Here is a 21,409-nt window from a genome sequence, read left to right as displayed (position 1 = left end):
ACTCAATCCATCCGCAGGATGATCTTGCCGAAGATGGAACGATCTTCCATCCGCTTCAGCGCCTTGTCGATCTCGCCGAAGCCGACTTCCGTGTCGATGACCGGATGCACGATGCCCTGCGCCATCTTCTGCATGGCATTCGCCATGTTCTCCATGCGGCAGCCGAAGGAGCCGAGCAGTTTGAGCTGCTGCTGGAAGAGCATCATGAGGTTCATTTCGGTCGAGACGCCCGAGGTCGAGCCGCAGGTCACGAGACGGCCGCCGCGCTTCATCGACAGCATCGAGCCCGCCCAGGTGTCCTTGCCGACATGTTCGAAGACGACATCGACGCCCTTCTTCTTGGTCAGCTTGCGCACCACGCCTTCGAAACGATCGACGCGATAGTTGATGACGTGGTCGGCGCCCAGCGCCTTCGCCTTCTCGATCTTGTCGTCCGAACCGACCGTCGTGATGACCGTGCAGCCCATCCGCTTGGCAAGCTGGATCGCCGCCGATCCGATGCCAGAACCACCGGCGTGAACGAGGATCGTCTCGCCCGGCTGGAGCTTGGCATTGTCGAACAGCATGTGCTCGACCGTGCCGAAGGTTACGGGCGCAAGGGCTGCTGCCACCGCATCGATGCCGGGCGGTGCCACGACGAGCTGACGGGCCGGAATGTTGATCTTTTCCTGCGCGAATCCGTCGAGATGGAAGCCATGCACGCCGCCGACATGTTCGCAGAGGTTCTCACGGCCTTCCCGACAGGCCTTGCAGTAACCGCAGATCCGCGCGCCATAGATCGACACGAGCTGGCCCGGCAGCACATTGGCAACGCCCGAACCGATCGCCTCGACCACACCGGAGGCTTCAGCACCGATCGTCAACGGCATCTTGCGCTTGGCAAAGGCCATGCCGCGCCAGCCCCAGACATCGATATGATTGAGCGCGACCGCCTTGACGCGCAGCGTCACCTCGCCGGGAGCCGGTGCTTCCGGTTCGGGAAGCTCGACGGCTTCCAGTCTGCGATCTTCGATGAGTTGCAATGCGCGCATGGGCCAACCTTCCGCTTTCGCGGCTCAAATTCATGTGTTCAAGATGTGCGGTTTACTGAGGTTCCGCCGCCAGCACAAGGCTGGCATTCTGCCCGCCGAAGCCGAAGGAGTTGGACAGCACGGCCGAAACCTGCTGCGCCCGCTTCACATTCGGCACGACGTCGAGTTCGATGCTCGGGTCCGGGTTCTGGTAGTTGATCGTCGGCGGCAGCGTGCCGGTGAGGATCGTCTGCAGAGAGAACACGGCTTCGACCGCACCTGCTGCCGTCAGCGTATGGCCGATCATTGACTTGTTGGACGAGACCGGAATGGACTTCAGCCGCTCGCCGAAGACGGAAAGCATGGCGCCGTATTCCATCTTGTCGTTTTCCGGCGTCGACGTGCCATGCGCATTGATATAGCCGATCGCCTCTTCACCGACGCCCGCATCTTCAAGCGCGGCGCGAATCGTCGCAATCGCCGGCCCGCCATCGGGCGAAGAGCGCGTGCGGTGGAAGCTATCCGCCTTTTCGCCGCAGCCCTTCACGATGCCATAGACCTTCGCGCCACGCGCAATGGCCGATTCCAGCGATTCGAGCACGAGCGTGGCAGCACCTTCGGCAATGACGAAACCGTCGCGATCCTTGGTGAAGGGCTTGGAGGCCTTTTCCGGCGGATCGTTCTGGGTCGAAAGTGCGGAGAGAAGCGCGAAGCGAATGAGTGATTCGGCCGAAACGGAACCGTCGGTCGCAACCGTCAGCGCGCGTTCCGTGCGGCCTTGGCGGATCGCCTCCACGCCGAGCTGGATCGCCGTCGCACCCGATGCACAGGCCGTCGACAGGGTCACGGGAAGCCCGCGCGTCCCGAAACGGTCGGCAAGGCGCTCCGAGATCGAACCGAAGAGAACCGCCTCATGAAAAGCCGGATCGGGACGCTCGCGCATCGCGGCAAGGAAGCGGTCGTAGGCATCGCCCGGCTCTTCCGCCGGACCGGCGCGATCAGCGAGTTCAAATCGCGCCGACCATTCCGGCTCGACCGGAGGGGCCGCCAGGAACAGCGGGCCGTTGAAGTCGCCGGAAAGCCCGGCCTGCGCCAAGGCTTCCAGCGTCGTCTCGCGCGCCATGGCATAGGAGCGCTCGACGGAATTCGCCACCGGCAGATCGATGAAATCCACCGTGCCGGCAATCCGCGTCGAGAGTTCGTTGACCGGGAAGCGCGTGATGTCGTGGATGCCCGAACGGCCACCCGTCAACGCCGCCCAGTTGTCCTCAAGCCCCTGGCCGAGCGAGGTGATGACGCCCATGCCTGTCACGGCAACGATGGGCCTGCCGAGATGATCGCGAAACTGATTGCTCATGGGCGTTTGCCTCACGCGTTGGCGGCAAGAAGGGCAACCCCCTCGCCGCGCTGATGGCCGATCGTGGTGACGAGCGCGGTCGCAGCCGGCTTCGCCATCGCCTTTTCATGATCCTTGTCGAAGGGTGCAACCGGCTTGGCGGCAGAGAGCGCCATCGCGGCAAGACCGATCCCGGCGGTAAACTGCGCCTCGACCGAATGGCCGATGAGCCCACCGAAACCACGGAGGGCCGCCTCCGGGAACTTCGCTTCGAAGAAGGCCTTTTCGCGGGCCGCCAGATCGTGGAAGCCCGTGGTGCCGGACATAACGAGTTCGGGCTTCGCCCCCGAGACCATTCGCTCCAGCCGCTTTTCCAGCCGCCCCTCGGCGCGATTACCGCGGTCGCCTTCGACCTGCTCGATCGTCGCATAGATGCGCGCACCGCGCGCTTCCGCATGGCCGCGCGATTCGAGGATCAGGAAAGCGCCGACCGAGCCCATGATCATGCCGCCGCCGTGGTCCTTGTCGCGCGCCCAGATCGACGACCATTCGCCGGTCTGATGCCCCTTGATCGCCTCGACCATCAATATGATGTCCAGACGCTCGGCAATGAAGGCGCCGCCAACCAGCGCATGGGTGGACTGTCCGGCGCGGATGCGCGCAGCAGCCGTTTCCACGGCCGAAACGCCCGCACCCTCTTCGCCCATGAAGGTGCGCGAGGAACCTGTGACCTTGTGAACGATCGAGATATTGCCGGCGAGAAGATTGGAAAGCTGCGCGAGAAACAGCGTCGGGCGCAGTTCGGTCGTCAGCTTCTGGTTCAGGAGCGCCTCGCGGTCGTTGCGCTTCAGCGCCTCGTCCACGATCATCGAATCGACATTGATGTCGCGCTCGCCGCCACCGGCCGCCACGATCATGTCCATGGAGGCGCAGGCGTCCGCATCGTCCTTGAAGCCGGCATCGTCCAGCGCAAGGCCGGCCGCGAAGACGCCAAGCCGTTGCCAGTTTTCCATCTGGCGCTGGTCACCACGTTTCGGGATCTGCTGCGACCAGTCGATGGCAGGCAGCGGATGCACCGGATAAGGCGCGAAACGTTCGGTGTCGACGATCGGTGCCGGGGCGCTGTCGCCCAAAATCAGCGCCTCATGCGCCTCGCGTCCGACGCCCAGCGACGACACGAGGCCTATGCCGGTAATCACCACATCCTTATCAGACTTGGCCATGTTTTCAGTCCTTATGACACGTTGGCCGCGATTGCGTCGTGAAGCCCGATCTCGCGGGCGCGGTTCTTCACGATATCGCCGATGGGAACCTGGTCGAAGGGAATCGTGCGCAGCTTCAGCTGCGCATCGCAGACCTTCTTGCCGCCGGATGTGATCTTCGCCTTCGTCACCGCATAGCCGGAGCCGAGATGCACCAGATCGGCCTCGATGTCGAGCTCGGCAAGCGGCTCGACAAAGGTGCGAAGCTTGGCCTCGTCCACCGCCATCAGCAGCGGCATGGATGACAACTCGTTGACCGCCAGCAGCATGAGGCCGCAAGCCTGCGCCATCGTTTCGATGAGCAGAACGCCGGGCACCAGCGGCATGCCGGGAAAGTGACCTTCAAACACCGGGCTCTTTTCCGGAACGACGGAACGCGCGACAAGATGCCCCGACTTGAGGTCGAGGCTCGTCACGCGGTCGATCATCTGGAAATATTCAAGCAGCATGGGATCGCACCTGTCGCTCGGGACCGCAGGATACGGCCCCGGAGAAAGCCGTCAGGCCTCAGCCCTTGGCGGCGCGCAGTTCGTCGATCTTGGCACAGAGGTTCTTGAGAACGAAATACTCGTCCGTCGCGACCTTGCCGTCGTTGACTTCCTGGGTCCACTTTTCGAGCGGAATCTTGATGCCGAATTCCTTGTCGATCGCGAAAACGATGTCGAGGAAGTCCAGGCTGTCGATGCCGAGATCGTCGATCGTGTGGCTCTCGGGCGTAATCTTCTCGCGGTCGATTTCGCTGGTTTCGGAAATAATGTCGGCTACTTTATCAAACGTCGTCGTCACGCCGATACCTCTCAATGTCAAAGCTGTTGGCCGATGCTATAGGCAAATCGATTTCAAAAGCCAATGGCTTGCAACAGTCAAATGACATAAATGGGCGCAAGCTGTTGCGCGTTTACACTGCTATCGAATGCCGCCCCTTGCCGTTCCCGAGATAGGCATCGAACTGCGAAGCGACCGTGCGCGCAAAAAGCCGGCCCGTTTCGGTGAGCCTGAACCGGCCGTCCACGATCTCTGCCAACCCGTCCGCGTTCTGCCCGACGAAGAGCTTTGCCTCCGCAATCACCTCGTCGGCACCCGCACCGAAGCGCGCCTTGAGATCGGCAAAGGAAAAGGCGAAGTCGCACATGATCTTCTCGATCGCATAGCCGCGAAGGCGATCCTCGTCGCTGAAGGCAAGGCCCCGCACGACCGTCAGCCCGTCCGAGCCGGTCATCCGCTGATATTCGCCAGTCGCCACCATGTTCTGCACGAAACCCTGCCGGAACTGGCCGATGGACGAGGCCCCGAAGCCGATCAGCGTTTCGGCAGCGTCATCGGTGTATCCTTGGAAATTGCGCCGAAGCCGCCCTTCCCTATCCGCAATGGCCATCGAGTCGTCCGGCTTGGCGAAGTGGTCGATACCGATTGGCTGATAACCGGCCGCCACCAGCATGGCCGCGGCCATGCGCGACTGGTCGAAGCGCTGATCGACATCCGGCAGCACCTCTTCCTTGATCATCGTCTGATGCTTCTTCATCCATGGCACATGCGCATAACCGAAGAGCGCGATGCGATCCGGATCGAGCGTCAGGATCTGATTGACGGTGGCGGCCAGCGTTTCCAGCGTCTGGTGCGGCAGGCCGTAAAGCAGGTCACAATTGACCGAGTGGACACCGCGTGCCCTGACCGCATCGACGACCGACTTCGTCTGCTCGAAGGTCTGGATGCGGTTGATCGCCTTCTGCACCTCGGGCTGGAAGTCCTGCACGCCGAGGCTCGCCCGTGTCATGCCGATATCGGCCAGCGCATCGTAACGCGCTTCGTCCATGTCGTTCGGGTCCATCTCGACACTGATCTCGGCATCAGGCGTAAAATTGAAAGCCTCACGGAAAAGCGCTCCGATGCGACGGATGTCCTCGGGCTTCATTAGTGTCGGCGAGCCACCGCCGAAATGCAGTGCAGTCACGAGTGCCTTCGGGCTCACCAGCTTTGCTACTGCCCGAACTTCGCGCGTCAACGCATCAAGATACTCGGCCACCGGCTCGTAGCGCAGCGTATGCTTCGTATGGCAGGCGCAGAACCAGCACAGCCGATCGCAATAGGGAATATGGACATACAGCGACAGCTTGTCGCCCTCGCCAAGCGCTTGCAGCCATTGGCTGTATGCGTCATTTTTAATATGAGGACCAAAGTGAGGCGCTGTGGGATAGCTCGTATAGCGCGGAACGGGGGCGGAATATTTGCCGGTCAAGGTCTTGTGGGTGGGCGTCGTCAGCATGGGCGTTCTCCTGCCGGAATTGCATAAAGGCAAAAAACCGCCGCGTGCTTGATCTTGATCAAACAGGCAGTGTCTAATCTTTGCGACACTCCGGACGTTGACGATTGCCAAGTCGATCAATGCAGACGAACGTTGCGTAGACGGCAGGGGGACTCCCGATTAGAGGTCGGGAGAAAAAGCGAGATGCAAGTCATTCAATTCAGCCAAGCCAGGGCCTCGATGGAACCGCAGCGCAAGGACATTCACAACTCTGAAATCCCGGCAGTCTGCGTGTCCTGCGAAGCGCGGCATGGCGGGATCTGCGGAACGCTTTCGCCGTCACAACTGACGGAACTGAGCCGTCACACGAAACGCCGCAAGGTCACTGGTGGCTCAGAGGTTATCGGCCAGGGCGAACAGCTGAACGCCTATTCGAATATCCTGAGCGGCGTCGTGAAGCTGTCGAAGATGATGGCGGACGGACGCCAGCAGATCGTCGGCCTGCAATTCGCCCCCGACTTCATGGGCCGGCCCTTCCTGCGCGAAAGCCAGGTTGCGGCGGAAGCGGCCGTCGATATCGAAGTCTGCTCCATGCCCAAGGCCATCATCGACCGGATGATTGCCGACACGCCGGAGCTGGAACACAAGATCCACGAGCAGACGCTGAAGGAACTGGACGAAGCGCGCGACTGGATGCTGACGCTCGGCCGCAAGACCGCACAGGAAAAGGTCGCAAGCTTCCTGCACATGATCGCCATGCATATCGATCCGGAAAGTGCCGACAAGCGCAGCTTCGACCTGCCGCTGACCCGCGCGGATATCGCCGACTTCTTGGGACTGACAATCGAAACAGTCAGCCGCCAGATGACGAAGCTACGCCGCGACGGCATTATCCGCATCGAGAACAACCGCCACGTCACCTGCCCCGACATGGAAAGGCTCCGCCGCGCCGCCGGCAACGACTGACGGCGCAGACCTCATTCTTCACGCTTTACAGCGCATCACTGCGAAATGACGATCCGTGTATTGGAAAGACCGGCATCCTTCACCAGCGAGAAGAAGGTCGCAGCATTCTGCGGGTGCAGCCGGACGCAGCCATGAGACGCCGGACGGCCGAGGTTGCGCACTTCGTTCGTGCCGTGAACGGCATAGCCGCCCTTGAAGAAGACCGAATAGGGCATCGGCGAATTGTGATACTTGCGCGAACGATGGTCGATGTCGAGCGACTTGGCCGAGTAGCTGCCGACCGGCGTGGAGTAGCCGCGGCGCGCCGTCGAGACCTTCCATTCGTAACGAACGAAGCCGTTCTCAGTGATTGTCATTGTCTGCTTGGAAAGATTGACCTGCGCCACGAGGCTTGAGGCGTAGGAAGAAGAAACAGTGGCTGCAAAGGCGGCGGCGAATGTAACGCCGGCAAGAATATACTTTTTCATCAAATCGTCCCCACGTTAGGCAGGAGTGTCCGACTCCGCTGATACATAAGGATATGCGAATTTTTGTGGATTAAAAGCTATTCGCGAAAAAACCGTTGCGCATCGTTAAAAAGCCGCAATTGAATTAAGTCACTGCCAAGATCAGCAGGGCGCATATGACACCCGCGAGCCAGTAACATGCGTGGTCAAAAACCTTGATCGCCCGGTCGATATCGGCCGGAGAGGCGCTTCGCCGCCCCCCGATATTCAGCATCTCTTCGTTGACCGGAACTCCGTGATAGATACGCGGGCCGGCGAGCTGCAGGTCGATGGCGCCGGCCATGGCCGCCTCCGGCCAGCCCGAATTGGGCGAACGGTGCTTGCCATGATCCACGCGCGCCGTCCGAAGCGAACGCCGCATGGCCATCATGTTTTCGGCAGTCCAGGCACCCAGCGCAATGAAGATCGCCGACAGCCGTGCGGGGATCAGATTGACGAGATCGTCCCATCGTGCGGCTGCCCAGCCGAAATGCAGATATTTCTCCGATTTGTGGCCGATCATCGAGTCGGCCGTGTTGACCATCTTGTAGGCGAAAATTCCCGGCAGACCGAGAAGCACATACCAGAAGGCGGGCGCGACCACGCCATCGGAGTAATTCTCCGCTAGGCTTTCGATCGCCGCCCGGCTCACGCCCGGACCATCCAACGTCTGTGGATCACGCCCGACAATCAGCGACACCGCGCGCCGCCCGCCGGCAAGCCCCTCCTGTGTAAGGGCATCAGCGACCGCACCAACATGGTCCGCCAGGCTCTTCTGCGCGAGCAGAATGGCGACAACGATAACCTCCATCACCACACCAAGCAGCCAGAGACCGGAAAACACCGCCGAGAGCAATATGCCCGAGGCCAATGCCAGCACAGTCAGCAAAACGGCGGCAACAATGCCGCGCGATCTGGCCGCAGCAGGTGACAGACCGGGTGCGTTCAACCGCCTGTCAGCCGCCGCCACCGCCTTCCCGAACAAGACGATCGGATGGGACACACGCGCCCACAGACGCGGCGGATCGCCAATCGCCTTGTCGATCAGGAGCGCGAGAAACAGAAGGGCCAGACGCAGTGCGATCATCGTCCGCTCCAGTTCTGCAGGGCCGTCTGCAATCGCGCGAGACCTGCGCCGTCGGCTGGCAGGCCCAGACGCATCCAGTCACGCCGATAATCGAAGATCCGCGTCAGGATCGCATGGCGGCAAAGATGGGCATGCAGCGCCTCCGCCCTCGCGTCCTCGACCAGAAGGAAAAGGCCGGCATTGGCGGCGACCCGTAAACCCGCCCCCCTCAGCACCGCCTCAAGCTGCCCGGCCCGCTCGAATATCTGCCGCCGGAGCGCATCGGCATCGAGATCGAAACAATAGCGCGCGAGCGCAAGTGCCGGGCCGGAAACGGGCCACGGCCCCAGCCCGGCCTCAAGCGTTGCCGCATGCTCTTCGCCCGCAATTGCAAAGGAGAGCCGGGCCCCGGCAAAGCCGAAAAACTTGCCGAAGGACTTGAGAACGACGAGATGCGGATGATGTGCAACAACGCCGGCAAGACTGGCCTCCGGATGCATCTCGCCAAAGGCCTCGTCAATGATCAGCAAAGCGCCGCGCTCGCTCAGATCAAGCGACAGCGCCAGCAGGTCGGCCCGCGAGTAGCGCCGGCCATCCGGATTGTTCGGATTGACGACGACGACCGCGCGATGCTCCGCCGTCACCTCAGAAAGTCTTGAGACCTCATCAACGACAAGACCCGCCGCCGAAAACACCGCGCGATATTCGCCATAAGTCGGCGACAGGATCGCCACGCGCCCCTTCTCGACCTTCGCGGCCAAAATCCGGATCAGCGGCTGCGTGCCGGCGGCGGCGATCGGCAGGACATCGCCGCTGCCATAGAAGCGCGCCGCTGCCCGACGCACATCGTCAAACAGATCGGCGTCCGGCAGGCGATGGAAAAGCTGCAGATCAAAAGACGGCAGCGCGGGCGGAACCGGGTTGATCCCGGTCGAAAGGTCGAGCCAGTTTTCTGAAGCGATGCCATAGGCCCGCACCGAAGCAGCCACGCCGCCACCATGGAAGACGATGCTCATGAACGATCACCATCAATATCCTGGGCAAGATCAATCAGGTGCAAATAGGAGCCCGCGACTCGGCCGCGTTTCATCCCCATCGGCCCCAGATCGGCCCCAAGCGCATCCTCAACCCGGAAAAGCGGCTCCGCCTTGCCCGCCTGAACGACGCTCGAATAGTGGAATTCATGCGCCCGCATCGGTGCGCGAAAGATCGAATCATCGGCCGGCCGCGCCACCCGCAGGCCGAGATGCCGCTGCCGCCTTTCGAACGATGTTGTCACCGGCAGCAGACCAAGCATCGCGTGGGCCGCGCCAGTCGCATCGACAAGCGCCTCGCCGAGCACCATATAGCCGCCGCATTCGCCATAGACGAGCGCACCACGTTTCACCGCATCCCGCATGCCGACAAAGAATGGCTCGGCCGCAGCAATGCGACCCGCGTGAAGCTCGGGATAGCCGCCCGGCAGATAGACCGCATCGGCCCGCCCGTTCGGCGCTTCACCGGCCAGAGGTGAAAAGAAGGTCAGTTCCGCACCTTGGCCCCGCCAGCCCTGCAGGAGATGCGGATAGGTGAAGGCGAATGCCTCGTCGCGCGCCACGGCAATCCGCTGCCCAAGCGGCGGCAGCAGCGCCGGGACGTCCAGCGCATCGGCCGCATCGCGCCGGGCCAGCTTCGCCAACGCAGAAACATCGCAATGCTGCTCAACGCGAGACGCCGCGTGTTCAACGAACTCTTCCAGCGCCTCATGCTCGGCCGCCTGCACCAGTCCCAGATGCCGCTCCGGCAGTTTCAGCGCCTCATCGGTGGACAGCGCACCGAAGATGGTGAAACCCACACGCTCCAAGGCGACACGCAGCATCGCCTCATGCCGCACGCTGCCGACGCGGTTGAGGATGACGCCGGCGACCCGCACATCCTTGCGGAAATCGCGATAACCGGAGGCCAGCGCCGCTACCGAATGCGACATGCGCGCGCAATCGATGACCAGCACGACGGAGAGATCGAGCTGCGCTGCCAGATCGGCCGGCGAACCGGAGCCATCGCTGGCCCCATCGAATAGACCCATCATGGCCTCAACGACAAAATGCCGCCCGCCACCGTGTCCCGCCGCCATCACATTCAGCAGTTCCGGCCGCATGCCCCAGGGATCGAAATTGAAGCAGACTTCACCGGAGGCCGCAGTGTGAAAAGCTGGATCGATATAGTCAGGCCCCGCCTTGCCCGGCGCGATCTTCAACCCGGCATTTTTCAGCGCACGCAACAAACCCAACGTGACTGTCGTCTTGCCGGAGCCGGAGGAAGGCGCTGCAATCAGCAATCCGCTCATTCTGCCGCTTTCGGGTAATCGGGCATAAGCCCCTCCGTAGTAAGCTGCCGGCCCGACATCGCGCCCAGCCAGTCCATGCCCTTGCGGAAGCGGACCACCTCGCCGATCACGACAATCGCCGGAGGCTGCAGGCCAGAAGCCTCGACATCGGCCTCGGCGCGGGCAAGCGTCGTTTCCAGCACCTGCTGTTCAGGCGTTGCCGCATTGCAGACAAAGGCGACCGGTTCGTCTGCCGAGCGCCCAGCTGCGATCAGATTGGCCGAAATCTGCCCGATATGCTTCATCGCCATATACATGACGATGACTGGCGAGCCACGACCCAGCGCCTCCCAGTCGATCCGGTCCGGCACGATGCCGGACGAATCATGGCCTGTAAGAAAAGTCACGGCATGGTTGATCTCGCGATGCGTCACCGGAATGCCGGCATAGGCCAGTCCGCCGATCCCGGCCGTGATCCCCGGCACGATACGGAACGGGATGCCATGCTGCACCAGTGTGAGCGCCTCTTCTCCGCCGCGCCCGAACACGAAGGGATCGCCCCCCTTGAGGCGCAACACCCGATGCCCCTCGCGCGCCAGATCCACCAGCCGCAGCGAAATATCGCGCTGCTTGACCGAAGGCTTGCCGCCGCGCTTGCCCGCATATTCCAGCATCGCATCCGCACGGGCCAGCTTCAGGCATTCATCGTTGACCAACGCGTCATAAACGATGACATCCGCCTCGCTCAGCGCCTTGGCGACGAGAAGCGTCAACAGGCCCGGATCGCCGGGTCCCGCGCCTGCGAGCCAGACGCTTCCCTTCTCGATCCCCGGCAGTTTCGCGAAAAGCATGTCCATGACAATGTCCTATGAGCGAGGCTCGAAAAATGCAACGGCGGAATGAATTGCCGCCTTTCCCGACCACGCCCCACTCCCTATAATCCGCCCCATGAGCGACACTCCCGAAACCGCCCGCATCGACAAGCCGGATGCCGCCCTGCGAACGGGCTGGACAACAGGCGCCTGCGCCACGGCAGCCACCAAGGCCGCTCTGACGGCGCTGATCACCGGCGAATTCCCCGACCCCGTCGAGATCACCCTGCCGCGCGGCGAAACGCCTGCCTTTCCGCTCGCCTTCGAGACGCTGGGCGATGGTTACGCCATGGCAGGCATCGTCAAGGATGCCGGCGACGATCCGGACGTCACCCATGGCGCAACTGTAGTCGCAGCAGTCCGCCCCCTCCCGCCTGAAAGCGGCATCCGCTTCCGTGCCGGCGAAGGCGTTGGCACCGTCACCAAACCGGGCCTGCCGGTCGAGGTCGGAGAGCCCGCCATCAACCCAGTGCCGCGCTCGATGATGGCGGCAGAAGTGCTGGCGATTTGCGAGGAAGCCGGCCTGCCCACCGATCTGGAAATCACCATCTCCATCCCCGGCGGGCAAGCACTCGCGGACAAGACCTGGAACCCCCGCCTCGGCATTGTCGGCGGCCTCTCGATCCTCGGAACCACAGGCATCGTCCATCCCTTCTCCTGCGCCGCCTGGATCCACTCGATCCATCGCGGCATCGATGTCGCCCGCGCCGAAGGGCTGACGCATCTTCTCGGCGCCACCGGCTCGACCTCGGAAAAGGCCGCGCGGGACTTCCATAACCTGCCGCTTGGCGCACTCATCGACATGGGCGACTTCGCCGGCGCGCTGCTGAAATACTTGCGCGCCCACCCGGTCGAACGGCTCACCATTGCCGGCGGTTTCGCCAAGATGACGAAGCTGGCGCAAGGCGCGCTCGACCTCCATTCCGGCCGCAGCCAGGTGGATATGGATTTCTACCTGTCACTCCTGCCCGGCATAGACGACGCGCTCGCCAAGCGGATTCAATCTGCGAACACAGCGCTGGAAGTGCTGGAAACGACTCGGGAAAATGGCATCGACCTCGCGAGCCTCATCGCCGCCCAAGCCCGCGAGAAGGCGACGGAGACGTTGCGCGGTGCGCCCGTAGCGGTGGACATCCTCGTCACCGACCGGCAGGGAACGATCATCGCCCATGCCGAGTGACGCGCTACCCGCAAAGCCAGAAAAAATCCTCATCCTCGGCGGCACCCGTGAAGCCGCCGAACTCGCGCGCGATCTCACCGCCAAGGGTCTCGACGTCACCACATCCCTCGCCGGCCGCACGAAGGAACCCGCCCCCGTCGACGGCACGCTCCGCCTCGGCGGCTTCGGCGGCGCGGACGGCCTCGCCGCCTATCTGAAAGCGGAAGGCTTCACCCGCGTCATCGACGCGACACATCCCTTCGCCAAAACCATTTCCGCCAACGCCGTCAAAGCCTGCGATATCGCCGCCCTGCCGCTCGACATCCGCACCCGCGCGCCTTGGCAAAAACAGCCCGGCGACCTCTGGACCGAAGTCGTAACCCTGGAAGACGCCGCAAACGCCCTGCCGCAAAACGCCCGCGTCCTCCTGGCGCTCGGCCGCCAATATCTCGACGCCTTCTCAGCCCGCCCGGACTGCCATTTCGTCATCCGCATGGTCGACCCGCCGGAAAAGCCTCTTGGCTTTGCGAGCTACGAAATCCTCACCGCCAAGCCTTCAACCGATCCGGACGAAGAAGCCACCCTCTTCCGCAGCCACGCCATCACCCACATCGTTTGCCGCAACTCCGGCGGCGACGGTGCCTATGCGAAGATCGTCGCGGCAAGGGGGATGGGATTGCCGGTGGTGATGGTGGAACGACAAAATCAACTGCCGGAAGCCTTTCGCAGTGCCTCGCTCATACGCGCCCGCCAATCCTTGCCCTGACGCTGAAAACGCTCAATCACATCGGGATCGACACGCAGTGTTACGGCTTGCTTCGGTTTTTCAATCCGCGGACGCCCCGCCTTTCTGGCCTGTGCGAGTTTTTCAAAGAAGCTCTGCGGAAGAACCTCTTTCGCGGGCTTCATCTGGGCAAATTCGGCCTCGGTCAGTTCCGGGCTGTCCACAGCATCCCAGTCTTGCCGCGTGTAGCCGCGCCCCGGAACAAAGGTCTTCGTTCGATCAGGCTTTGTTGTCACGAAAGAGCCTCCTTTCCACGGAGCCGGCGGGACGAAAACTGATGACGGACAGAGCCTCCGATCCCAGAAGCGCATAAATCACCACCGCTGTTCCGTCTTCAAGGCGCCCAATCGCCTTGTAACGTCCGTCCCTGGCAATCAGGATGAGTGCATTCTCCCAACCGAAATGCACGACATCGATAAAATCGAGGCCGTGTTTTCCAGATTGGCCAGACGCTTCGGCTCATCCCAGACGATTTTCATGACTATTAATGTACACGAAAATTAGGCTCGCCGCCAGTAGGGCCATCAATCAAGCCCTCAGTCTTCCTTCACCGACACGATCGTGTCATGGATCAGCTTCAGCACCGCCTTGTCGTTGATCCCCACTGCGATCTTCTGGCTCGGCAGGTTGTCCCAGTCGGACGGGCCGAAGCCGCGGCCGTCGGGTTTCTGGATCGTCTTGCCATCGGCGAGGCCGCCGCAGACGACGCGGACCGTGCCGGAGCGGGTGGCGAAGAGTTCGGGTGCCACGACATAGGCGCAGGCGCAGCTGTCGTGGACGACCATGCCGTCATCCACGAGGCCTTCGTAGAAGTCGATATAGAACTGCGACAGATCGAAGAGCAGCTTGCCGCGGCGGCCCGCGGCATCAGCGATCTCCTTGAGTTGCGTCCGCGTCATGACGGTCTGCATGGTCACGTCGAGACCGATCCAGACGACCGGCCATGTCGCCGTTGCCACGATATCGGCGGCTTCCGGATCGCCATGGATATTAGCCTCGGCCGCCGGCGTCACATTACCGGGCACTTCGAACGCGCCGCCCATGATGACGACTTGCCTGACCAGCGAGACAATTTCCGGATCCTGCTTCAGCGCATTGGCAAGGTTCGTCATGCGGCCGACGGCGACCAGCGTGACCTCGCCCGGATATTTGCGCACCATGTCGATGATGAACTGCGCGGCGGGACGCGGATCGGGTTCGATATCGACCGTCTCCGGCACGCCGATATTGCCGAGCCCGTCGGCACCGTGGATATGCTTCGGCGGCTCATGCGTCACGCGATGCGGAATGAAGGTCTCACCTGCCCCTTGAACGACCGGCGCATCGATCTTCCATTCGCGCTTCAGGAAGAGCGCGTTGCGCGTCGTCACCTCGATCCGGGCATTGCCGAATACGGTCGTGACGCCGATGAGATCGATATCCTTGTGATGATGCAGAAAGAGGAGCGCCATGGCGTCGTCAACGCCGGGATCGGTGTCAAAAATGACCTTATGCATAGTGTTCTTACCTTTTGATAATCGAAATATCGGCGCTCATGCGATGATGTTCAGTCTTACCCGGATCGTATCGCCCGCCGCAAGTCTCGCCGCCTTTCGTAGCGATGCCTTCAATGGCAGCAGATAGCTGCCGGAGGTCTTGTCCGGAAAGATGGACGTTTCCACACTGGCTCCTTGAACGGTCGCCCTTACCTTGATCATGCCCCAGCCCGGTCCGTCGAACCCGTTTTCCGCCTTGATCTGAAAGCCGATATCGCCCGGCACAGTGACAAAATGCCAGCCGCCCGGCCCTTCGTATTTCCAGATTTCGGCTTCGAACTCCATATGGCCGGCCCCAGGCTCCGCTCAGAAATCGGACGCCGCATAGGCCGCGAGCAGCTCCGGAAAACGTTCCATCGGCGCGAATTTCTCGAAACTGTGCTGTGCCGGCGTCTTTGCCCAGGGCAGCATTTCCGACGTAAAAGTCTCGATGAACGGCTTATAACCGCGACTATCGTCGATCAGCGTGGAGCGCACGTTGACATAAGGCCCCATCATTTCGGCGCGGGTGAACATCCAGCTTTTGCAGTCCGGGCAGACATGGTGCTTCAGCTCCTGCCGAAGCCCGCCGAGCACCGTCTCTCCTTGTGTGACCTCGAAGTTCTCAAGCGCGTAGAACGAGCTCAGCGAAAAGGCGCTCGCCGTCATCTTCTGGCAGCCCGTGCAATGGCAGGCCATGGTGATCATCGGCCTACCCTTCACGCGGAAACGCACCGCCCCGCAACGGCAGCCGCCATCCTTGTAGTCGCTCTCTTCGGTCATGCTCGAACTCCTTTCACGGGAGCCAGCTTACCAAGCGATCATGACACGTCTACAGAACTCTTCTTCTTTCCCTTGTTTCTCAGAACATGGCTGAAGGAAGCATTGTAGAGATCGCTGTCGCGGAACTCGACCTCGCCGAACACCTTGCCGACGAAAATCAGCGCAGTGCGGGTGATCTTAGCCTTGCGCACGTCTTCCTTCATGTCCTTCAGCGTCGTGCGGATATACTGCTCATCCGGCCAGGTGGCGCGATAGGCGATGATCACCGGGCAATCCCCGCCGTAATAGGGCTCAAGTGCATCGTGCACATAGGTGAGATTGCGGATCGAGAGATGGATGGCGAGCGTCGCGCGCGACTTACCCAAAATCTCCAGCGTCTCGAACTCCGGCATCGAAGATGCCTTCATGCCGGTACGGGTGATGATAATCGTCTGGGCGATTTCCGGCAGCGTCAGTTCCGCCTTCATCTTCGCCGCCGCCGCTGCAAAGGCCGGAACGCCGGGCACGACCTCATAGGGGATGTCCAGCGCATCGAGCCTGCGCATCTGCTCGGCAATCGCCCCATAGATCGACGGGTCGCCGGAATGAACGCGCGCCACATCCTCACCGCGTTCATGCGCCGCCTTTATGTCCGCGACGATCTCGTCGAGATGCATGGGGGCGGTATCCTTGACGATCGCGCCCTCGGGCGCACATTTCACCGTCTCCTCCGGCACCAGCGAACCGGCATAGAGGCAGACCGGGCAGCTTTCGATGAGGCGCAAGCCGCGTACGGTAATGAGATCGGGCGCGCCGGGACCGGCGCCGATGAAATAGACTGTCATGCTTCCACCTTCTTCATGCCGGTATCCGTCTTTCCCGAATAGCCGCGTGGCGTATAGACCCAGGTCTTGCCGTCGCCGGTCGTCACCGTCCGGCTTTCCGACGAGCCGACCACGACCACGGTCAGCATATCGACCTCTTCGATATTCAGTTCGCCAAGCGGCACCGTGCGCACGCTCTCGCCCGGTCGGCCGAGATTGGTCGCGAGCACGACCGGCGTCGAAGCCGGGCGATATTTCAGGAGTTCGTCGCGGGCGTAAGCCAACTGCGTGCGCCGCTTCATCGAGACGGGATTGTAGAAGGCAATCACAAAGTCGCCCTCGCCCGCCGCCTTGACGCGCCGCTTGATATCCTCCCACGGCGTCAGCAGATCGGAGAGCGAAATCGTGCAGAAATCATGCCCCAGCGGCGCGCCGATCCGGGCAGCGGCACCTTGAAGGGCAGAGATACCCGGCGAGCATTGCACCTCGATCCGCGAGGCCGCATCCGAAATGCCGCCCTTGTCGAAGAGTTCGAAGACCAGCGTCGCCATGGCATAGATGCCGGCATCGCCAGAGCAAACCAGCGCAACATCGCGGCCCTGGCCGGCAAGCTCCATGGCGTGCACCACGCGCGCCTCTTCCTTGCCGAGGTCGAAATCGTGCCGCGCCTTGCCCTTGGCGAGCGGCCCGAGCAGATCGAGATAGAGCGAATAGCCAACGAGATCGGTGGAACGCGCCACCAGCTCCGTGACCTCCGGCGACCGCCAGCCTTCCGACCCCGGCCCGATGCCGACGACGAAGAGCCGCCCGCGCGCCCGGCCGATCTGTGTCGGATCGATGATGTCAGCGGCGCGCGCAATCGCCGCCGTCGCGCCCTTGGACTTGATCTTCTGGAACACCAGCTCGCCTTGTGCACCAACCGCCGCCAGTGCCGCCCCCTCGGCCACGCCATGGCACCCAACTTCGGCAAAGACGACATCGGACGGGTTCTTCAGCCGCGGCGTCTCAGCCTCCAGTCTCGCGGCATCGAAGAAGCGCGCGGGCACACCGAAATGCTCCGCCACAGCATGGATCGCCGCCTCATCCGCCTTCAGATCGAGCGACACGACCGCCGCGATGGATTGCCGGGCATAACCGCTCTCGGCAATCGCCTTCTCCGCCAGCGCAATCGCCTCGGCTGGATCGCAGCCGCGCTCGCAGCCCATGCCGAGCGCCAGCGTTGCCGGGTGATAGACGAGTTCGCGCGGCCCGGCCGTGTGGGGCTTGTCGGTGACGGTGAGCGTGACAGTGCCGCCTTCCGAAAAGGGCAGCTTGGAACTGGCGAGCCATCGGCTTGCTCCACTCTCCCCCCTTGAGGGGGAGATGTCGGCGTAGCCGACAGAGGGGGGTGCGGCTGGCGCAGGAGCAAGCGGATTACCCCCCTCTGCCCTGCCGGCGTTCGTCACTGCAATCGATTCACTGGATCGATTGCTTCGCTGCGCGAACCGCTCCTCACCCCCCTCAAGGGGGGAGATCGGCAGAACGGCTGCCCCCGCCACCAGTTCCGCCATCACAGCCTTCGCCGCCTCCGGATTACCCAACCTCAACCCAGCCGGCGGCGCATCCAGCGCAATCCCGAACCGTAAGTCGCCGGCCGTCGTGATTGCCGCATACCCCTTCAGAACCTCGGCAATCGTCCGCGCCAGATCGTTCGCTCCATGATGCCCGCCGAGAAGCGGCACGACGGAGGAACCATCCTCAGCCACCGCGATCACTGGCGGCTCGACCATCTTGTCGGCAAGCAGCGGCGCAACGAGCCGGATCAGCGCGCCGGAGGCCATGACGGCAACGATGGGCCGGCCGGCGGCAAACAGCGCCTGCACCTCCACCCGCGCCTCATCGAACAGTCGGTCGGCCGAGGTCACCCGCGCCCGCGCGCCGACAAGCTCCCCGCCTAGGATGTCCGCGACGGCGCGGCCGAGCGGCGCAGCCTGTTCGCTCAGGATGATGACGGCGGGTTTGGTCATGCGGAGAAATCTTTCGTGACGATGGGCAGACTGGAAATCCAGTCCTCCTGCCCCTTGTAGATCAGGATCAGCGAGAAATAGGGCGCGGCATCTTGTGCGACGTCTGCCAGCGGAAACACCCGCTCATTGGCAAGCGAAACACGCTCGAGATAGCCGGCACGGTCGATGAGCCCCATGTCGCGGATGAGATCGCGGATACGGGCGAAATGCCGCCCGACCTTCATGATCGCCACCGCATCGGAAGCGTCTATTCGCGCACGCAAGGTCTCCGTGTCCAGCGGTCCGGGGATGACGGTCAGAATATCGTTGCGCGCCGTCAGCGGGCGTCGAAGTGCCGCAGCGCCTGCCATGATCGAGGACACGCCGGGCACGATCTCGACCTCGTAGCGCGCTTCAAGACGCTCGAAGAGATACATGAAGGAGCCGAAGAAAAACGGGTCGCCCTCGCAGAGAACCGCCACGTCGCGGCCTGCATCGAGATGCCCCGCGATGTCCTTCGCGGCGGCGTCATAGACATCCTGCGCCGGATAGCGCTCGACGCGCATCGGCATGACGATGGGAATTTCGACCTGTTCGGGCCTCAGATATGGCTCGGCGATCTGCCGCGCAAAGCTTGGGCCGGTATCGGGCGCCGGATAGGCGATGACAGGCGCTGAGGTCATGATACGATGCGCCTTCAGCGTGATCAGTTCCGGATTGCCGGGGCCGAGGCCAAGGCCGTAGAGTTTACCGGGCATGGGAGGCCTCCGCATCCTCTCCCCTTGTGGGAGAGGATAGTAAGCCCGCACGAGCCGCAGGCGAGTGCTGGGCGCACTTGGTGAGGGGTAATTGGGTTAGGATGAAACCCCTCACCAAGCCCGCCAAGCCAATCGGCTTCGCCTCTTGGGGCGGGCTATCCTCTCCCACAAGGGGAGAGGAGGAAATCGAGGCCACCATCACGCCCACCCCTTCTGCACCGACCACAACGTCACCGGCATCATCGGCCTGAACGCCGAGAACCGCCCAACGGGCTCCGCCCGCGACACCGCCAAGCGCACCAGATCTCCACCCAATTGCGCCTGAAGCGAGATCAGCGCCATCTCGCCCTCGACCGTCACCGCATTGGCAACGAGACGCCCGCCCGGCTTCAGCGCCTCCCAGCAGGCCTCGAACACGCCCTCACCCGTCACGCCGCCACCGATGAACACAGCATCCGGCGCTTTCAACCCATCAAGCGCATCCGGCGCTTCGCCTTCAACAATCTGAAGACCGGACAAGCCAAATTCCGCAGCATTATGCTGGATCATCTCGATCCGCTCGGCCTTCTGCTCAATCGCCACGGCCCGTCCACCGGCGCGCATCCATTCGACCGAAATCGAACCGGACCCCGCCCCGACATCCCAGAGCATCGCATTGCGATAGGGCATGAGATAGGCGAGCGTGACGGCGCGAATTTCCCGCTTGGTGATCTGCCCGTCATGCGCGAAGGCATCGTCCGAAAGCCCCGGCACCAGCGGCTGGAATTCGGGCGCACGCACCAGATGAATGCCGATCGTATTGAAATCGGCAAACTCTTCCGCCCCCTCAATAATGTCTTCCACCGTCAGCAGGCTCACCCGCTCGCGCTCGCCGCCCATATGCTCCAGCACATGGATATGCGACCCGCCATAGCCCTTGGCCACGATCAGTTCGGCAACCTCGCGGATCGTTGCCGCATTGGAGGTCAGCGCCAGAATCCGCGCCGCCGGCTGCAAATGGCGGATCAGCGTTTCGACCGGCCGGCCATGCAGCGAAATCTGCTCGACATCCTGCAGCGCCCAGCCGAGCCGGGCCGCCGCCAGCGAAAATGCCGACGGATACGGGATGATGCGCATCTCCTGCGGATCGAACTGCCGGCGCAGCGTCGAGCCGATGCCGAAATGCATCGGATCGCCGGTGGCAATGATCGTGACCGGCGTGCCGCGCAGCGCAACGATCCGGTCGATCACGTCGCGGTAGCCCTCGGCCCAGTTGATCACCGTCTTCGGTGGCAGGCCTTCGAGCACCGTGTCGAGCCGCTCGGCGACGACAATCGTCTCCGCCTGCCAGATATAGGACAAGGCCTCCGGCGTGATGCTGGAAAGCCCGTTATCGCCGATGCCGACAATGGTGAGCCAGGGCTCTTCGCCCGGCTCTGTCCGCTCGATATCCTCAGTCATTCGCCCCCAATCCCCCGGCCAGCGCATTCACTGCCGCCGCCGCCATCGCCGAACCACCCCGGCGCCCCCTGACGGCAATGAAAGGAATGCGTGAACTGTCTCCAATAAGTGACTCTTTTGATTCAGCAGCACCAACAAAGCCGACCGGAAAACCGAGAATGATCGCAGGCTTGCGCCCGCCCGCCGCGATCAGCTCCAGCAGCCGGAACAGCGCCGTCGGCGCATTGCCGATGGCGACCACCGCACCCTCCAGACGATCGCCCCAGAGATCGACCTGAGCCGCCGAGCGCGTATTGCCGATCTCGCCCGCCAGCGGCCGCACGCGCGGATCGTTGAGCAGGCAGATCACCTCGTTGTCCTTCGGCAGCAGCCGCCGGATAATCCCATGTGCCACCATTTCCGCATCGACCAGCACGGGTGCCCCGGAAGCCAGCGCCGCCTGTCCCGCCTCGAAGGCACCATCGGAAAAGGCAATATCACTGGCGAGATCGACCATGCCGCAGGCATGAATCAATCTGATCACCAGCGCATCCATCCCCTTGGGAAACCGCGATAAATCCGCTTCCGCGCGGATCGTCTCGAAGGACTTCGCATAGATGGCGGCGGGGTCGCGGATATAGGTGAGGTGGGACGCCATCC

At 62.6% G+C, this 21,409-nt stretch carries 23 protein-coding genes and 1 pseudogene; 3 read left to right on the top strand and 21 right to left on the bottom strand.

Annotated features, from left to right (window positions below):
• Window positions 1-2: 2 nt before the first annotated feature.
• The 6 genes from ABID16_RS03250 to hemN form a co-directional block, all read right to left on the bottom strand.
• Entirely contained in the window at window positions 3-1,031 is a 1,029-nt protein-coding gene (locus tag ABID16_RS03250) for a zinc-binding dehydrogenase (protein WP_354554909.1), read from the bottom strand.
• 52 nt (window positions 1,032-1,083) lie between these two features.
• Window positions 1,084-2,367: a beta-ketoacyl-ACP synthase gene (locus ABID16_RS03245; RefSeq protein ID WP_354554908.1), complete on the bottom strand. Its 1,284-nt coding sequence runs from the start codon at window positions 2,365-2,367 to the stop codon at window positions 1,084-1,086.
• 11 nt (window positions 2,368-2,378) lie between these two features.
• The gene (locus tag ABID16_RS03240) at window positions 2,379-3,569 is read right to left on the bottom strand and encodes a beta-ketoacyl-ACP synthase (RefSeq protein ID WP_354554907.1); all 1,191 of its coding nucleotides are present in this window, start codon (window positions 3,567-3,569) and stop codon (window positions 2,379-2,381) included.
• 11 nt (window positions 3,570-3,580) lie between these two features.
• Window positions 3,581-4,057, bottom strand: a complete 477-nt coding sequence (locus ABID16_RS03235; protein WP_354554906.1) for a 3-hydroxyacyl-ACP dehydratase FabZ family protein — start codon at window positions 4,055-4,057, stop codon at window positions 3,581-3,583.
• A gap of 58 nt (window positions 4,058-4,115) precedes the next feature.
• On the bottom strand, window positions 4,116-4,400 hold the full coding sequence (locus ABID16_RS03230; RefSeq protein ID WP_181366801.1) for an acyl carrier protein: 285 nt from the start codon (window positions 4,398-4,400) through the stop codon (window positions 4,116-4,118).
• Between the two features lie 106 nt (window positions 4,401-4,506).
• Window positions 4,507-5,871: an oxygen-independent coproporphyrinogen III oxidase gene (gene hemN, locus ABID16_RS03225; protein WP_354554905.1), complete on the bottom strand. Its 1,365-nt coding sequence runs from the start codon at window positions 5,869-5,871 to the stop codon at window positions 4,507-4,509.
• Window positions 5,872-6,090: 219 nt separating this feature from the next.
• Here hemN and ABID16_RS03220 point away from each other — a divergent pair, with 219 nt between their 5' ends.
• Complete coding sequence (locus ABID16_RS03220; protein WP_354555887.1) at window positions 6,091-6,816, top strand: Crp/Fnr family transcriptional regulator; 726 nt, start codon at window positions 6,091-6,093, stop codon at window positions 6,814-6,816.
• Between the two features lie 35 nt (window positions 6,817-6,851).
• Here the strand turns inward: ABID16_RS03220 and ABID16_RS03215 are convergent, their stop codons facing one another.
• The 5 genes from ABID16_RS03215 to cobA form a co-directional block, all read right to left on the bottom strand.
• Entirely contained in the window at window positions 6,852-7,283 is a 432-nt protein-coding gene (locus ABID16_RS03215) for a L,D-transpeptidase (protein ID WP_354554904.1), read from the bottom strand.
• Window positions 7,284-7,407: 124 nt separating this feature from the next.
• Window positions 7,408-8,388: an adenosylcobinamide-phosphate synthase CbiB gene (gene cbiB, locus ABID16_RS03210; RefSeq protein ID WP_354554903.1), complete on the bottom strand. Its 981-nt coding sequence runs from the start codon at window positions 8,386-8,388 to the stop codon at window positions 7,408-7,410.
• Window positions 8,385-9,383, bottom strand: a complete 999-nt coding sequence (cobD, locus tag ABID16_RS03205) for a threonine-phosphate decarboxylase CobD (RefSeq protein ID WP_354554902.1) — start codon at window positions 9,381-9,383, stop codon at window positions 8,385-8,387. The genes cbiB and cobD overlap by 4 nt, the downstream gene beginning before the upstream one ends.
• A complete protein-coding gene (locus ABID16_RS03200) occupies window positions 9,380-10,693 on the bottom strand; it encodes a cobyrinic acid a,c-diamide synthase CobB (RefSeq protein WP_354554901.1) in 1,314 nt (437 codons plus the stop codon). Before ABID16_RS03200 ends, cobD begins: the two co-directional genes overlap by 4 nt.
• The gene (gene cobA / locus ABID16_RS03195) at window positions 10,690-11,529 is read right to left on the bottom strand and encodes a uroporphyrinogen-III C-methyltransferase (protein WP_354554900.1); all 840 of its coding nucleotides are present in this window, start codon (window positions 11,527-11,529) and stop codon (window positions 10,690-10,692) included. The genes ABID16_RS03200 and cobA overlap by 4 nt, the downstream gene beginning before the upstream one ends.
• A gap of 91 nt (window positions 11,530-11,620) precedes the next feature.
• Here cobA and ABID16_RS03190 point away from each other — a divergent pair, with 91 nt between their 5' ends.
• A complete protein-coding gene (locus ABID16_RS03190) occupies window positions 11,621-12,724 on the top strand; it encodes a cobalt-precorrin-5B (C(1))-methyltransferase (protein WP_354554899.1) in 1,104 nt (367 codons plus the stop codon).
• Window positions 12,714-13,469 (top strand): cobalt-precorrin-6A reductase, encoded by a 756-nt coding sequence (locus ABID16_RS03185; RefSeq protein ID WP_354554898.1) that lies wholly within the window; start codon window positions 12,714-12,716, stop codon window positions 13,467-13,469. Before ABID16_RS03190 ends, ABID16_RS03185 begins: the two co-directional genes overlap by 11 nt.
• Here ABID16_RS03185 and ABID16_RS03180 read toward each other — a convergent pair.
• The 10 genes and pseudogenes from ABID16_RS03180 to ABID16_RS03135 all read right to left on the bottom strand — a co-directional run bounded on the left by ABID16_RS03180 (window position 13,409) and on the right by ABID16_RS03135 (window position 21,407).
• The gene (locus tag ABID16_RS03180) at window positions 13,409-13,723 is read right to left on the bottom strand and encodes a BrnA antitoxin family protein (protein ID WP_354554897.1); all 315 of its coding nucleotides are present in this window, start codon (window positions 13,721-13,723) and stop codon (window positions 13,409-13,411) included. The two genes, ABID16_RS03185 and ABID16_RS03180, sit on opposite strands and share 61 nt — an antisense overlap.
• Window positions 13,707-13,966, bottom strand: a pseudogene (locus tag ABID16_RS03175) (BrnT family toxin). Before ABID16_RS03175 ends, ABID16_RS03180 begins: the two are co-directional and overlap by 17 nt.
• Window positions 13,967-14,023: 57 nt before the next feature.
• Window positions 14,024-14,983: a nucleoside hydrolase gene (locus ABID16_RS03170; protein WP_354554896.1), complete on the bottom strand. Its 960-nt coding sequence runs from the start codon at window positions 14,981-14,983 to the stop codon at window positions 14,024-14,026.
• Window positions 14,984-15,019: 36 nt separating this feature from the next.
• Complete coding sequence (locus ABID16_RS03165) at window positions 15,020-15,307, bottom strand: DUF1905 domain-containing protein (protein ID WP_354554895.1); 288 nt, start codon at window positions 15,305-15,307, stop codon at window positions 15,020-15,022.
• A gap of 21 nt (window positions 15,308-15,328) precedes the next feature.
• The gene (locus ABID16_RS03160; protein WP_354554894.1) at window positions 15,329-15,784 is read right to left on the bottom strand and encodes a GFA family protein; all 456 of its coding nucleotides are present in this window, start codon (window positions 15,782-15,784) and stop codon (window positions 15,329-15,331) included.
• 38 nt (window positions 15,785-15,822) lie between these two features.
• Window positions 15,823-16,608 carry a precorrin-4 C(11)-methyltransferase gene (gene cobM, locus ABID16_RS03155; protein WP_354554893.1) on the bottom strand — a complete coding sequence of 262 codons (786 nt, stop codon included), beginning with the start codon at window positions 16,606-16,608 and terminating at the stop codon, window positions 15,823-15,825.
• A complete protein-coding gene (gene cobJ / locus ABID16_RS03150; protein WP_354554892.1) occupies window positions 16,605-18,593 on the bottom strand; it encodes a precorrin-3B C(17)-methyltransferase in 1,989 nt (662 codons plus the stop codon). The genes cobM and cobJ overlap by 4 nt, the downstream gene beginning before the upstream one ends.
• Entirely contained in the window at window positions 18,590-19,330 is a 741-nt protein-coding gene (gene cobI / locus ABID16_RS03145; protein ID WP_354554891.1) for a precorrin-2 C(20)-methyltransferase, read from the bottom strand. The genes cobJ and cobI overlap by 4 nt, the downstream gene beginning before the upstream one ends.
• 198 nt (window positions 19,331-19,528) lie before the next feature.
• Window positions 19,529-20,770 (bottom strand): precorrin-6y C5,15-methyltransferase (decarboxylating) subunit CbiE, encoded by a 1,242-nt coding sequence (gene cbiE / locus ABID16_RS03140; protein ID WP_354554890.1) that lies wholly within the window; start codon window positions 20,768-20,770, stop codon window positions 19,529-19,531.
• Window positions 20,763-21,407, bottom strand: coding sequence for a precorrin-8X methylmutase (locus ABID16_RS03135; protein ID WP_354554889.1), 645 nt, complete (start codon window positions 21,405-21,407; stop codon window positions 20,763-20,765). Before ABID16_RS03135 ends, cbiE begins: the two co-directional genes overlap by 8 nt.
• Window positions 21,408-21,409 lie beyond the last annotated feature (2 nt).

Source organism: Limnomicrobium aquaticum, assembly GCF_040545545.1.
Lineage (GTDB): Bacteria > Pseudomonadota > Alphaproteobacteria > Rhizobiales > Rhizobiaceae > Ensifer_A > Ensifer_A aquaticum.
The sequence above is the reverse complement of the archived record's forward strand: the minus strand, read 5'-3'. Positions and strand labels throughout refer to the sequence as shown.

Bases quoted from the DNA above. Each gene is read 5' to 3' on its own strand.
- ABID16_RS03185 (WP_354554898.1), top strand. From the start codon at position 12,714: ATGCCGAGTGACGCGCTACCCGCAAAGCCAGAAAAAATCCTCATCCTC.
- ABID16_RS03240 (WP_354554907.1), bottom strand. From the start codon at position 3,569: ATGGCCAAGTCTGATAAGGATGTGGTGATTACCGGCATAGGCCTCGTG.
- cobA (WP_354554900.1), bottom strand. From the start codon at position 11,529: ATGGACATGCTTTTCGCGAAACTGCCGGGGATCGAGAAGGGAAGCGTC.
- ABID16_RS03200 (WP_354554901.1), bottom strand. From the start codon at position 10,693: ATGAGCGGATTGCTGATTGCAGCGCCTTCCTCCGGCTCCGGCAAGACG.
- cobJ (WP_354554892.1), bottom strand. From the start codon at position 18,593: ATGACCAAACCCGCCGTCATCATCCTGAGCGAACAGGCTGCGCCGCTC.
- ABID16_RS03190 (WP_354554899.1), top strand. From the start codon at position 11,621: ATGAGCGACACTCCCGAAACCGCCCGCATCGACAAGCCGGATGCCGCC.
- ABID16_RS03220 (WP_354555887.1), top strand. From the start codon at position 6,091: ATGGAACCGCAGCGCAAGGACATTCACAACTCTGAAATCCCGGCAGTC.
- cbiB (WP_354554903.1), bottom strand. From the start codon at position 8,388: ATGATCGCACTGCGTCTGGCCCTTCTGTTTCTCGCGCTCCTGATCGAC.
- ABID16_RS03135 (WP_354554889.1), bottom strand. From the start codon at position 21,407: ATGGCGTCCCACCTCACCTATATCCGCGACCCCGCCGCCATCTATGCG.
- ABID16_RS03165 (WP_354554895.1), bottom strand. From the start codon at position 15,307: ATGGAGTTCGAAGCCGAAATCTGGAAATACGAAGGGCCGGGCGGCTGG.
- hemN (WP_354554905.1), bottom strand. From the start codon at position 5,871: ATGCTGACGACGCCCACCCACAAGACCTTGACCGGCAAATATTCCGCC.
- ABID16_RS03235 (WP_354554906.1), bottom strand. From the start codon at position 4,057: ATGCTGCTTGAATATTTCCAGATGATCGACCGCGTGACGAGCCTCGAC.
- cobD (WP_354554902.1), bottom strand. From the start codon at position 9,383: ATGAGCATCGTCTTCCATGGTGGCGGCGTGGCTGCTTCGGTGCGGGCC.
- ABID16_RS03215 (WP_354554904.1), bottom strand. From the start codon at position 7,283: ATGAAAAAGTATATTCTTGCCGGCGTTACATTCGCCGCCGCCTTTGCA.
- ABID16_RS03250 (WP_354554909.1), bottom strand. From the start codon at position 1,031: ATGCGCGCATTGCAACTCATCGAAGATCGCAGACTGGAAGCCGTCGAG.
- ABID16_RS03245 (WP_354554908.1), bottom strand. From the start codon at position 2,367: ATGAGCAATCAGTTTCGCGATCATCTCGGCAGGCCCATCGTTGCCGTG.
- cobI (WP_354554891.1), bottom strand. From the start codon at position 19,330: ATGCCCGGTAAACTCTACGGCCTTGGCCTCGGCCCCGGCAATCCGGAA.
- cbiE (WP_354554890.1), bottom strand. From the start codon at position 20,770: ATGACTGAGGATATCGAGCGGACAGAGCCGGGCGAAGAGCCCTGGCTC.
- ABID16_RS03160 (WP_354554894.1), bottom strand. From the start codon at position 15,784: ATGACCGAAGAGAGCGACTACAAGGATGGCGGCTGCCGTTGCGGGGCG.
- cobM (WP_354554893.1), bottom strand. From the start codon at position 16,608: ATGACAGTCTATTTCATCGGCGCCGGTCCCGGCGCGCCCGATCTCATT.
- ABID16_RS03170 (WP_354554896.1), bottom strand. From the start codon at position 14,983: ATGCATAAGGTCATTTTTGACACCGATCCCGGCGTTGACGACGCCATG.